General features: G+C 69.3%; 10 protein-coding genes and 1 pseudogene. 7 read left to right on the top strand and 4 right to left on the bottom strand.

What is annotated here, in order from left to right; translation table 11 throughout:
• On the top strand, positions 1–872 hold an 872-nt coding region (locus tag FUT87_RS03115), incomplete at its 5' end, for an RDD family protein (RefSeq protein ID WP_147240054.1).
• Between the two features lie 200 nt (positions 873–1,072).
• Here the strand turns inward: FUT87_RS03115 and FUT87_RS03120 are convergent.
• Complete coding sequence (locus FUT87_RS03120; RefSeq protein ID WP_147240043.1) at positions 1,073–1,897, bottom strand: rhodanese domain-containing protein; 825 nt, start codon at positions 1,895–1,897, stop codon at positions 1,073–1,075.
• Positions 1,898–2,040: 143 nt separating this feature from the next.
• Here FUT87_RS03120 and asd point away from each other — a divergent pair, with 143 nt between their 5' ends.
• The 4 genes from asd to FUT87_RS03140 all read left to right on the top strand — a co-directional run bounded on the left by asd (position 2,041) and on the right by FUT87_RS03140 (position 6,642).
• Positions 2,041–2,889, top strand: coding sequence for an archaetidylserine decarboxylase (gene asd, locus FUT87_RS03125; protein ID WP_147240044.1), 849 nt, complete (start codon positions 2,041–2,043; stop codon positions 2,887–2,889).
• Between the two features lie 143 nt (positions 2,890–3,032).
• Positions 3,033–4,346: a tryptophan--tRNA ligase gene (locus tag FUT87_RS03130; protein WP_147240045.1), complete on the top strand. Its 1,314-nt coding sequence runs from the start codon at positions 3,033–3,035 to the stop codon at positions 4,344–4,346.
• A gap of 154 nt (positions 4,347–4,500) precedes the next feature.
• On the top strand, positions 4,501–6,204 hold the full coding sequence (locus tag FUT87_RS03135; protein ID WP_091730058.1) for an AMP-binding protein: 1,704 nt from the start codon (positions 4,501–4,503) through the stop codon (positions 6,202–6,204).
• 33 nt (positions 6,205–6,237) lie between these two features.
• On the top strand, positions 6,238–6,642 hold the full coding sequence (locus FUT87_RS03140) for a YkvA family protein (protein WP_147240046.1): 405 nt from the start codon (positions 6,238–6,240) through the stop codon (positions 6,640–6,642).
• Positions 6,643–6,649: 7 nt separating this feature from the next.
• On the opposite strand, the gene FUT87_RS03145 is transcribed toward FUT87_RS03140, so the two are convergent.
• The gene (locus FUT87_RS03145) at positions 6,650–7,564 is read right to left on the bottom strand and encodes a LysR family transcriptional regulator (protein WP_147240047.1); all 915 of its coding nucleotides are present in this window, start codon (positions 7,562–7,564) and stop codon (positions 6,650–6,652) included.
• Between the two features lie 407 nt (positions 7,565–7,971).
• Complete coding sequence (locus tag FUT87_RS03150) at positions 7,972–8,295, bottom strand: DUF4148 domain-containing protein (RefSeq protein WP_221211165.1); 324 nt, start codon at positions 8,293–8,295, stop codon at positions 7,972–7,974.
• A 397-nt stretch (positions 8,296–8,692) separates the two neighbouring features.
• Between FUT87_RS03150 and FUT87_RS03155 the strand changes: the two genes are divergently transcribed.
• The gene (locus FUT87_RS03155; protein ID WP_147240048.1) at positions 8,693–9,361 is read left to right on the top strand and encodes a LysE family translocator; all 669 of its coding nucleotides are present in this window, start codon (positions 8,693–8,695) and stop codon (positions 9,359–9,361) included.
• A gap of 78 nt (positions 9,362–9,439) precedes the next feature.
• Positions 9,440–10,785, top strand: a pseudogene (locus FUT87_RS03160) (MFS family transporter).
• Positions 10,786–10,804: 19 nt separating this feature from the next.
• Here FUT87_RS03160 and FUT87_RS03165 read toward each other — a convergent pair.
• Positions 10,805–11,845 (bottom strand): SulP family inorganic anion transporter (locus FUT87_RS03165; RefSeq protein ID WP_147240055.1); only part of this gene is annotated, 1,041 nt, incomplete at its 5' end.

Here is an 11,845-nt window from a genome sequence, read left to right on the forward strand (position 1 = left end):
CCGCGCTGCTGGGCCTGCCGCTGGCCTCGCCGTGGCAGCGCGCCAAGGCGATGGCGGTCGACGTGACCCTGGTGACGGTGCTTTCCAACTTCGGCAACACGCCGCTGCTGGCGGGCTTCTGCTGGATCGCGTGGCGCTGGCACAAGCACCAGCGCGCCTCGCGCGGCGAGCTGCGGGCGGACAGCGGCTGGCTCGGCTGGGCGCCGGCGCTGTGCCTGGTCGCGTTCGGGCTGTACTCGAGCACGATGGAGCACATCGACGAGCCGACGAAGCAGGCGCGCCGCGAGGCCGTCGCCGCCGCTTCCCCCGACCGGAACGACCGCTCGGACGACGAGTCGGACGAGGCCGGTGCCGAGACGAAGGACCTGGTGAAAGCCGCGGTCGCCGCGGCGGCCTCGGCCGCGAGCGCGGGCGAACTGGATCTGGCGCGGCTCGAGCACGACCGGGAGTTGCAGCGCAAGGCCGACCGGGTGCGCATCAAGGCCTTGCAGGAGGAGGTCCGCAAGCTCAAGGACGAGGCCAAGCGCTCGCCGATCGAGAAGCTGCGGCACTGGTGGGAGCTGGTGGGCCTGAACCTGGCCTGGGCCTTCGCGTATTTCGTTGCTTTCCCGCTGATCTGGCCGGGCCAGACGCCGGGCAAGAAGCTGATGGGCCTGCGCATCGTCGAGCTCACTGGCAAGCCGCTCAAGCCGATGCTCTGCGTGCGCCGCTACGGTGGCTACGCGGCCGGCGCCACCACGGGCGGCATGGGCTTCCTGCAGATCCTGTGGGACGCCAATCGCCAGGGCCTGCACGACAAGGCTGCCCACACCGCGGTCATCGACATCCGCAACCCCCGCCGCCTGCGCCTGACGGAAGACCTCACCGGCTGACCGCCCCGGCCGCTCTGCCAAGGCCCTACGTCAGCGAGCGCCCGTCCCGCGCTCACGAAAGACCTCGCCGGCGACCACCCCGGCCGCTTCGCCAAGGCCCGCCGTCAGCGAGTGCTTGTGGGGCCGGAACGATGCGGGGGGTTCACGGACGTGATGCCCCCCGCGTCGTGGAGTGCCCGCGCCTGGCCAAACGGAGTGGATCAGCCTTTCGAGGGATCCAAGCGCCTCGCCCGCGCCAATCGCCAAGCCTCGGCCGGATCATCCCCATAGACCTCTTCCGCCGTCGTATCGGTCTCCCTCCGCTGGGTGTCGATCGCGATGCGCTTGTCAAAGACGAAGCACTCTCCGCGCCAATCCACCTCGGCATCGGGCATCTGTTCGAAGTAGTTGAGGATGCCCCCATCGAGCTGCCGCACCGTCAAGCCGCGCTCGGCCATCCAGCCGGACATTTTTTCGCAGCGGATCCCGCCGGTGCAGTACATGGCGACGGTCTTCCCCTCGCGACGCCAGGTTTCCGCGTGCGCTGCCACGTACGCGGGGAAGTCGCGGAAGTGCCGCACGCCGGGGTCGATGGCGCCTTCGAAGTGGCCGAGCGTGAATTCGAAGTGGTTGCGGTTGTCGAGCACGACGACGTCGTCTCGCCGGATCAGTTCGCGCCATTCGCTTGGCGAGACGTGGGTGTCGCGCGGGTCGGCCAGGCCGGTGACGCCGTCCAGTCCGAAGGCCACGAGTTCCGGCTTTTCATGCACCTTGAGCAGCGTGAACGGCCGCGTGGTGCAGAAGCTGCGTTTGAAGCGCAGGTCGGCGAAGGGAGGTTCGGCGCGCAAGGCGGCCTCGTAGGCGTCGAGCGCCGGCACGGGGCCGCCGAGTGCGCCGGTGATGCCTTCGGGCGCCAGCAGCAGGTTGCCGCCGATGGTGTTCCCGAGGGTCTGGTTGAGCTCGCGCAGGCGCTGGGCGAGCGCGGTCGTGTCGTCCAGGCGGACGAACTTGTAGAACGAGCTGTGCTGGTGCTCGGGGGCGGCCATCGGGGGGCAGAGGGGTGCAGAAGAGGGAAACCGCGATGGTACCGGGGGACGCGCGCCGCCCGGGACCAACCCGGGTGCGGGACCGTTCCTTGCCCGCCTAGAATCCGCCACCCTTTTTCCCGCCCTTCCGGGGGCCCACCGCTGTGTCCGATCGCCTTGCCGTCCTGCCTCAATACCTGATGCCCAAGCTGGCCATGACGCGCTTGGCCGGGCGCTTGGCGAGCGCGGAACTGGGCGGCTTCACGACCTGGACGATCCGGCGATTCATCGACCGCTACGGCGTGAACATGGCCGAGGCGGCCGAGTCCGATCCCGCGGCCTACGCGAGCTTCAACGAGTTCTTCACCCGCGCGCTCAAGCCCGGCGCCCGCCCGCTGGCGGACGCGCCGCTGATCTGCCCGGTCGATGGCGCCATCAGCCAGTTCGGCCCGATCCGCGCGGACCAGCTCTTCCAGGCCAAGGGCCACCAGTATTCGACGGCGGCGCTGCTGGGCGGCGACCAGCACCTGGCCGCGCAGTTCCGCGACGGCCACTTCGCGACGATCTACCTCAGCCCGCGCGACTACCACCGCATCCACATGCCCTGTGGCGGCCGCCTGGTGCGCATGGTGCATGTACCGGGCGACCTGTTCTCGGTGAACCCGGTCACCGCGCGCGGCGTGCCGGGGCTGTTCGCGCGCAACGAGCGCGTGGTCTGCCTCTTCGAAGGCGAATTCGGTCCCTGGGTGCTGGTGCTGGTCGGCGCGACCATCGTCGGCTCGATGGCCACGGTCTGGCATGGCGTCGTCAATCCGCCAAGACCGGGCCGTCCCCGTACCTGGCATTACGAGAACGAGCATTTCAGCTACGAGCGTGGCGCCGAGATGGGCCGCTTCCTGCTCGGCTCGACCGTCGTGATGCTGTTCCCGAAGCACCTGCCGATGCAGTTCAACGCGCATTGGCAGCCCGGCAGCGCGGTGCGCCTGGGCGAGCCGATGGCGACGCTGGGCTGACGCGCCTCCCCGGCGTCCCCCTCAAGGGGTCCCCCCACGCATTCCCCGGCGCCTCCCCCAACGCATCGCCATTGGAGGGGGCCCGCGCCGGTCCGCCTTTGCGGGACAATCGCCGTTTTGCGAAACGACGGCGACGAGCTCCCATGACCCTGCGTGTCCTGACCGGCATCACGACCACCGGCACCCTGCACCTCGGCAACTATGTCGGCGCGGTGCGCCGCGCCATCGCGGCCAGCCGCGAGCCCGGCGTCGAGAGCTTCTTCTTCATGGCCGACTACCACGCGCTGATCAAGTGCGACGAGCCGGCCCGCATCGAGGCCTCGCGCCTGCAGATCGCCGCCACCTGGCTGGCCGCCGGCCTGGACACGAGCCGGGTGGTGTTCTACCGCCAGAGCGACATCCCCGAGATCCCCGAACTGACCTGGCTGCTGACCTGCGTCACCTCCAAGGGCCAGATGAACCGCGCCCATGCCTACAAGGCCTCGGTGGATGCCAACGTCGCCGCGGGCGAGGACCCGGACGCCGGCATCACGATGGGTTTGTACAGCTATCCGATCCTGATGGCCGCGGACATCCTGATGTTCAACGCCCATCGCGTGCCGGTCGGCAAGGACCAGGCGCAGCACATCGAGATGGCGCGCGACGTCGCGCAGCGCTTCAACCACACGTTCAAGGCCGAGCTGTTCGTGCTGCCCGAGGCCAGCATCGACGAGGAAATGGAGCTGCTGCCGGGCCTGGACGGCCGGAAGATGTCCAAGAGCTACGACAACGTGATCCCGCTGTTCGAAGGCGGCGCAAAAGCGCTGCGCGAGGCGATCTCCAAGATCGTGACCGACTCGCGGCTGCCCGGCGAGCCCAAGGAGACCGAAGGCTCGCACCTGGTCCAGATCTACGACGCGTTCGCCACGCCGGCGCAGCGCCAGGCCTTCCGCGCGGCGCTGCACGGCGGCCTGTCCTGGGGCGAGGCCAAGGACCAGCTGTTCGCGTTGGTCGACGCCGAGATCGGCCCGATGCGCGAGCGCTACGACGCGCTGATGGCCAATCCCGAGAAGATCGAGGCCATCCTGATGGAGGGCGCCGCCAAGGCCCGCGCCATCGCCGCGCCGCTGCTGGCCCGTGCCCGCGAGGCCGTCGGCCTGCGCCGTTTCCAGCCGCTGGCCGCGCCGGTCGCGCAGGCGGTCAAGGCCAAGTCGACCGTCCCCGCGTTCAAGCAGTACCGCGAGTCCGACGGGCTCTTCTACTTCAAGCTGCTCGCCGCCGACGGCACCCTGCTGCTGCAGAGCACCGGCCTGGCGCAGGGCAAGGAAGCCGGCCAGTGGGTCGCCAAGCTCAAGCGCGAAGGCGCCGCGGCGCTCGATGGCGCGCCGGTGTCCAGAGAAGTGGGCGACGAGTTGCTGCTGCCGGCGCTCGAGGCGCTGGTCGCGGCGGAGCTCGAGGCGGCGGCCGCCAAGGGCTGAGCGCCTCCCCCCCGTGTCCAAAGGAAACCCTGGTTTAGGGTGCCAAGTCGATCACGGTCATCGAAGAAACCCGCTCGTTGCCTCGCGCGGGCCGGCGTAGTCTCCGGCGCTGATTCCGTCCGGTTTCAGCACCATCACAACAAGGAGACCCCCGATGTCCACGACCCGCCTGCCGGCTGATTCCCTCGCGTTGCAACGCCTGTACGCCTGGGAGCTCGACACGCCGAACCGGGTCACGCTGCGCCAGCCGATGGGCGGCGGCGTGGTGAAGGACTTCACCTGGAAGGAAGTCGCGGACCAGGCCCGCCGCATGGCCGCCCACCTGAAGACGCTGGGCCTGGAGCAGGGCTGGGAGCCGGGCGCGCGCGTCGCCATCCTGTCCAAGAACTGCGCCTGGTGGCTGATGAGCGACCTGGCCATCTGGATGGCCGGTTACGTCAGCGTGCCGCTGTATCCGACGCTGGCCGCGGACACCATCCACCAGATCCTCAGCCACAGCGAGTCCAAGCTGCTCTTCGTCGGCAAGCTCGACGGCTGGGAAGGCATGCGGCCCGGCGTGCCGCTGGGGCTGCCGTGCATCTCCTATCCGGTCTCGCCGGAGGACGCGCAGGACGCCTACGACCACTGGGACGCGATCTGCGCCGAGACGCCGCCGCTCAAGGGCAAGCCGACCCGCGGCGCCGATGAGCTGGCCACCATCATCTACACCTCCGGCACGACCGGCGCGCCCAAGGGCGTGATGCACTCGTTCGGCAACTTCGCCTGGGCGATCGGCTCGGGCCTGAAGCGCATCCCGCTGACCGAGTCCGACCGCATGCTGTCCTATCTGCCGCTGGCGCATGTGGTCGAGCGGGCGCTGGTCGAGCACGGCTGGCTGCACACCGGCATGACGGTGTACTTCGCCGAGAGCCTGGACACCTTCGCCGCCGACCTGCAGCGCGCGCGGCCGACGGTCTTCTTCTCGGTCCCGCGGCTGTGGACCAAGTTTCAGCAGGGCGTTCAGGCCAAGGTGCCGCAGCCCAAGCTCGAGCGGCTGCTCAAGCTGCCGATCATCGGCAAGCTGGTGCGCAGGAAGATCCTCAAGGCGCTGGGCCTGGACGAATGCAAGTTTGCCGCAGGCGGTGCCGCGCCGATGCCGGTCGCGCTGCTGAAGTGGTACCGCGCGCTGGGCCTGCCGATCAACGAGGGCTACGGCATGACCGAGAACCTGGCGCTGTCCCACATCACCGTGCCGGGCCAGGACCAGATCGGCAGCGTCGGGCCCGCCTACGACGGCGTGCAGGTGCGCCTGGATCCGATCACCGGCGAGCTGCAGATGAAGAGCCAGGCGCTGATGCTGGGCTACTACAAGCAGCCGGAACTGACGGCCGAGACGCTCACCGCCGACGGCTGGCTGCACACCGGCGACAAGGCGGAGATCTCCGACAAGGGCGCGCTCGCGGGCTGCGTGCGCATCACCGGCCGGGTGAAGGATCTCTTCAAGACCAGCAAGGGCAAGTACGTGTCGCCGGCGCCGATCGAGGACCGGCTGTCGACGCATCCCGCGATCGAGGCCTGCGCGGTGACCGGCGCCAACTTCGCGCAGCCGGTGGGCATCGCGATGCTGTCGCCCGAGGCCGCCGCGCGCGACCGCGGCGCGCTGGAGCAGGAACTGGCCGCCCACCTGGAGAAGGTCAATGCGCGCCTGGACCCGCACGAGCAGCTCGAGTGCCTGATCGTGACGGCCACGCCGTGGACGGTCGACAACGGCCTGATCACGCCGACGTTCAAGGTGCGCCGCAACCGGGTCGACGAGGTCTACGGCCCGCGCCTGGAAAACTGGATCGGTCAGCGCCGGAAAGTCATCTGGGCCGACTGAGCCCCGCTCGCGCGATGAGGGCATGATGCGCGGATGAAACGCGGATCCCTCAAGCGCTGGGCGGCCCTGCTCAAGGGCGAGCTGCTCACCGTCTTCTACGCGGCCCGCGATCCCGAGGCGCCCTGGCTGGCGCGCCTTGTCGCGATCGCGGTCGCCGCCTACGCGCTCAGCCCGATCGACCTGATCCCGGATTTCATCCCGGTGCTGGGCCTGCTCGACGACCTGATCCTGGTGCCGCTGGGCTTCTGGCTGGTGCTGCGCCTGATGCCGCCGGCGGTGATCGCCCGGGCGCGCCAGCGCGCCGCCGCGCAGCGCGGCCGCTTGCCGCGCAACCTCAAGGTGGCCGGCGCGATCGTGGTGGTGTGGGTGCTGCTGCTGGCGCTGGTCGTCATGTGGCTGGTGGGCCGCTCCGGCGGCGTGCCCGCCGGGACCGTCTGAGCTCGCGTCAATCGGGCCCGAGGCCCTTCTTCGCCAGCGTCTCCGCCACCCACTCGATGAAGACGCGCATGCGCGCCGAGACATAGCGGTTGGGCGAATAGACCAGGTAGACCGGCACCGCGTTGTGATGCCATTCGGGGAACAGCGGCACCAGTTCGCCGCTGTCGAGCTGGTCCTGCACCGCGTACCGGGCCAGCTGCACGACGCCCAGGCCGGCCAGGCCGGCCGCGACATAGGCGTTGCTGTCGTTGACGTCGAGCCGCCGACGGCCCTCGATCTCGACGCGCTCGTCGCCGCGATGGAAGACGAAGGGGAACACCCGCCCGGTGCGCGACGAGAAGTAGCCCACCGCCTGATGCGGCTCCCGGTCCAGGTCCTGGGGCGCCTGCGGCGTGCCGTGCTTCTGGAGGTAGGCCGGCGCGGCGCAGGTGCAGAACTGGATCTGCCCGACTCGCCGGGCCACCAGCCCGGCATCCTGCACCGCGCCCACGCGCAGCACGAAATCGACGTTGTCGACGAGCAGGTCGATCGCGCGGTCGCTCACGCCCAGCGCGATCTGGATGTCGGGGTAGCGGTCATGGAAGTCCGCCAGCGCCGGGATCAGCACCCGCGAGCCGGTCAGCGTCGTCACGTCCACGCGCAGACGGCCGCGGGGCTTGCTCTGGTCGTGGAGCATCCCCTGGTCGATGGCCTCCAGCTCGCTGAGCAGGGCCATGGTGCGCTCGTAATAGGCGGCGCCGTCCTGCGTGACGCTCACCTTGCGGGTGGTGCGCGTCAGCAACTGCACCCGCAGCCGCGCTTCCAGCGCCTGCACCAGGCGCGTCAAGCTGGCCTTGGGCAGGTCCATCGAGTCGGCCGCCTTGGTGAAGCTGCCGGTTTCCACCACCCGGGCGAACGCCCGCATTTGCACGATCCGGTCCATCGACACCCTCGCTCTGGCGGCCCGGAAGATGGGGGACTGCTGGCGGGCCGACGGGCGATTCTCAGGGAATCCGCACGGTCGTGCGCGTTCCGCTCCGAATCGGCCTTTTGCGCCGCGTTCTGGTGCCCCGTTTCAGCGCGCCGGGGCGAATATCGATTGAATATCTCCTCGGTCGACACGAGTATCGATTCGCGCATCACCCTGAATTCGGCTTAAATCCAACTTAAGTAAAAGAAAACCCCCTCGGCGAGCAGTGGCTCATCCGAGGGGGGTATAGGCGGTCGGCGACGGACAGGAGGGTGGAGTGCGGAGAGCCGCCGCCGACCAGGGCCGAAGCCCTTGACCCAAAAATCGCTCTCAGGAATCTATTGTTCGAGTTCTCTCAGGAGGGGACAGGAAACAGGGGTTCAGCGGCCGGCGACGGCGGTGGCCGGGGCGCTGCCACCGAACTTCTTCACCAGGGTCGCGTAGTAGGGCGAGCTGCGCAGTTCGGCGTAGCGAGCCTTGGCGGCATCGCGGCGGGCGTTGTCGTAGCCGTAGGTCTCCGACTGCTCGACGGCGGCCAGGCCCGATTCGCGGTAGATCTCCAGGTCGGCCAGCACTTCGGCGCGGCTCACGGCGCTGGGCGTGTTGACCGGCTGGGTGTGGGGGTTGTCGTTGGCCATCGCACTGCCGGCCACTAGGGCGGCGGAAGCGAACAGGACGGAAGCGAGGATGTTCTTGGTGCTCATGATCTTTCCTTTCGGTTTCGGTCCCAGGGCGATCAGCGAAGGGGCACGGGTGGAGAATTCGACCCGACGATTGCGCTTGGGATGCCACTGGGTTTCTCTTGAATTCCGCCGGTTGCCCGGAGGTTTCAGTCGTCGCCTGGTGGAGATTTCCTGGAGCGGTTTCGATGTGTCGATGGGCTGAACTATGAGCGATAAGGGTTGACCCTTAAATCCATTCGCTTGCAACACTCCGTTGAAAAGATCGGAACAATCGGCATTCGCGCCCGCGGCGGCCGATATTCCCGCGCGCAGTGCGCGCGGCGTCCCCCGGAAAGGGCGTGATGGCGCATGGCGCCCGCGCGCCGGAAGGAAAGGGCGGGGGGCAGGCATGATGTCGGCCTTTCGGGAGACGCCTTCGATGCTCGGTACCCACGACCTCGGCCTGTTCATCGCCTCCGGGCTGCTGCTCAACATGACACCCGGTCCGGACTCGCTCCTGATCATGGCGCGCAGCGCCACCCAGGGTTTCCGCGCCGGCTCCGCCGCCGCGCTGGGCATCGGGGCCGGCACCTGCGTGCATGTGCTGGCGGCGGCGCTGGGACTGTCGGCGCTGCTGTCCGCTTCGGCGGCGGCCTTCACCGTGGTCAAGCTGCTCGGCGCGGCCTACCTGATCTATCTCGGCGCGGGGATGCTCTTCAAGCGTCGCGCCGCGGCGGCGGAGAGCGGCTCCCCCGGCTCCCTCCAAGGCATGCCCCCGCCGGCGCCATCGCCGCTGCGCCGGATCTTCGCGCAGGGCTTCCTGACCAATGTGTTGAACCCCAAGGTCGGGCTGTTCTTCCTGGCCTTCGTGCCGCAGTTCATCTCGGCCGACGCGCCGAGCAAGGCCGCCGCCTTCCTCTTCCTGGGGGCGATCTTTAATGTGAACGGCATGGTGTGGTGCCACCTGCTGGCCTGGTCGAGCGCCGCCGCGGGTGCCCGCGCGCGCGGTCAGGCCTGGGCGCAGGTCCTGGGCCGCTGGCTCAACCGGGGCATCGGCGCGCTGTTCCTGGCCTTTGGCGTGCGCTTGGCGGTCGCCGAAGTGGGCTAGCCCGACCGCGGTGCGCGTGGCGTTCGGTTCATCCGAACCGGACGTGAGGGATTTCCATCGCGGGAGTAGTCTGCCGGCATGACTGCCAAGACTCCTCCCCTGACCGGCGGCGCGCTGCCGCCGGCGTCCGGCCAGCCCGGGCACTACACGCCGCACGAGAAACGCGATCGCATCCTGGCGATCGTCGGCGCCTCCTCCGGCAACCTGGTCGAGTGGTTCGACTTCTACGTCTACGCCTTCACCTCGATCTATTTCGCGCACGCCTTCTTCCCGAAGGGCGACCCGACGGTCCAGCTGCTCAACACGGCGGGCGTGTTCGCGGCCGGTTTCCTGATGCGGCCGATCGGCGGCTGGCTGTTCGGCCGCATCGCCGACAAGCAGGGCCGCAAGACGGCCATGATGATCTCGGTCCTCATGATGTGCGGCGGCTCGCTGGCCATCGCCTTCATGCCGACCTACGAGACCATCGGCGTGATGGCGCCCACCCTGCTGCTGCTGGCGCGGCTGTTCCAGGGGCTGTCGGTGGGTGGCGAGTACGGCACCAGCGCCACCTACATGAGCGAGGTGGCGCTGCGCGGACAGCGCGGCTTCTACGCGTCCTTCCAGTACGTGACGCTGATCGGCGGCCAGCTGCTGGCGGTGCTGGTGGTGGCGATCCTGGAGCAGACCCTGACCGACGCCCAGATGCATGCCTGGGGCTGGCGCATCCCGTTCGTGGCGGGCGCCGCGACCGCGGTGATCGCCTTCTACCTGCGCCGCTCGCTGGCCGAGACCGCCAAGCCGAGCAGCTCGAGCGCAAGGAAGCCGGATCGATGCGCGAGCTCTTCAGCAAGCACATGAAGCCCTTCCTGATCGTGCTGGGCTTCACCGCGGGCGGGTCGCTGGCCTTCTACACCTACACCACCTACATGCAGAAATATCTGGTGCTGAGCGTGGGCATGGACAAGAAGGTGGCCAGCACCGTGATGACCGCGGCGCTGTTCGTCTACATGTGCATGCAGCCGCTGTTCGGCGCCCTGTCGGACCGCATCGGGCGGCGCACCTCGATGCTGTGGTTCGGCCTGCTCGGGGCGCTGGGCACCTGGCCGCTGCTGTCGGCGCTCAAGGGCGTGCACAGCCCCTATGCGGCCTTCGGGCTGATCGTCGTGGCGATGGCCATCGTGTCGCTGTACACCTCCATCGGGGGCCTCATCAAGGCGGAGATGTTCCCGCCCGAGATCCGCGCGCTGGGCGTCGGACTCTCCTATGCGATCGGCAACGCGATCTTCGGGGGCTCGGCGGAGTACGTGGCGCTCAGCCTCAAGGCGGCGAATGTCGAGAGCGCGTTCTACGTCTACGTCTCGGTGATGTGCCTGTTCGCCTTCCTCGTCTGCTTCCTGATGCCGGACCCGCGCAGGCATGGGCACCTGAACGACGTGCATTGACGCCGGAAGGCGCGAGCGATCAGCGCCCTTCCCGGTCCTGCATGCCCAGGTGGTGGGACAGGTACAGCCGGCCGCGGAACCAGGACTCCCAGCCGCTGACCTTGAGCCGGTCCAGCACCGGCCCCTTGACCTCGCTGAGGTCGAGGCGGCGGCCCTGGCGCTCCAGCGTCTCGTGCAACTCCTTGAGCGCGCTCAGACCGCTGAAGTCGATGGCGTTGACCGGCGACATCTGCAGCAGCACCCGCTTCGTCGTCGGGTGCGTGTCCAGGTGGGCCTGGACGACGTCGGCGAGGCTGCGGCCGTTCAGGAACAGCAGGCTCTCGTCGATGCGCAGGCCCAGCACCTCGGGGTCGAGCACGACCTGGTGGCGCTCGACGTTGCGGTAATGCTCGGTGCCGGCGATGCGGCCGATCAGGGCCACATGCGGCCGCGCGCTGCGCTGCAGCAGCAGCGCGATCGCGCCGGCCACGCCCAGGCCCAGCGCGGCGGTGATGCCGACGAAGACCACCAGCAGCGTGACCGCCACCATCAGCAGCGCCTCGGCGCGCGCGTAGCGCCAGGCGTCGGCATAGGGGCCGAACTTCAGCCCCGACAGGACCGCCACCATGATGCTGGCCGCCAGCACCGGCTTGGGCACCCAGGCCAGCAGCGGGGAGAGCGTCAGCAGCACCACGCCCATCAGCGCGGCGACGAAGACGCCAGTCATGCGGGTGCGGCTGCCCGCGTCGCTCATCAGCACGCTGCGCGAGAAGCTCGCCGCCGCCGGCATGCCGCCGGACACCGCGGCCGCCAGGTTGGCCGCGGCCAGTCCCATCAGCTCGCGCCGCGCATCGACGCGCTGCCCGACCCGGCGCGCCAGCGATTCCGCGACCGCCAGGCTCGAGACATAGCCCAGCAGCCCGATCAGCGCCGCGCCGGGCAGCATCGCGGCCCAGAGCTCGGGATCGAGCCGCGGCGGCGTGAAGACCAGCGCCAGCGGCGGCAGCTCGCCGACGCGCGGCAGGCCTTGCGGGTCCCAGGCCCAGGCGATGCCGATGCCGGCCAGCAGCACCGCCAGCGG

The organism is Mitsuaria sp. TWR114, from assembly GCF_007997345.1.

Excerpts from the sequence above, each read along its gene's own strand:
- FUT87_RS03145 (WP_147240047.1), bottom strand. The coding sequence starts at position 7,564 with ATGGACCGGATCGTGCAAATGCGGGCGTTCGCCCGGGTGGTGGAAACC.
- FUT87_RS03140 (WP_147240046.1), top strand. The coding sequence starts at position 6,238 with ATGAAACGCGGATCCCTCAAGCGCTGGGCGGCCCTGCTCAAGGGCGAG.
- FUT87_RS03130 (WP_147240045.1), top strand. The coding sequence starts at position 3,033 with ATGACCCTGCGTGTCCTGACCGGCATCACGACCACCGGCACCCTGCAC.
- FUT87_RS03150 (WP_221211165.1), bottom strand. The coding sequence starts at position 8,295 with ATGAGCACCAAGAACATCCTCGCTTCCGTCCTGTTCGCTTCCGCCGCC.
- FUT87_RS03155 (WP_147240048.1), top strand. The coding sequence starts at position 8,693 with ATGCTCGGTACCCACGACCTCGGCCTGTTCATCGCCTCCGGGCTGCTG.
- FUT87_RS03120 (WP_147240043.1), bottom strand. The coding sequence starts at position 1,897 with ATGGCCGCCCCCGAGCACCAGCACAGCTCGTTCTACAAGTTCGTCCGC.
- FUT87_RS03135 (WP_091730058.1), top strand. The coding sequence starts at position 4,501 with ATGTCCACGACCCGCCTGCCGGCTGATTCCCTCGCGTTGCAACGCCTG.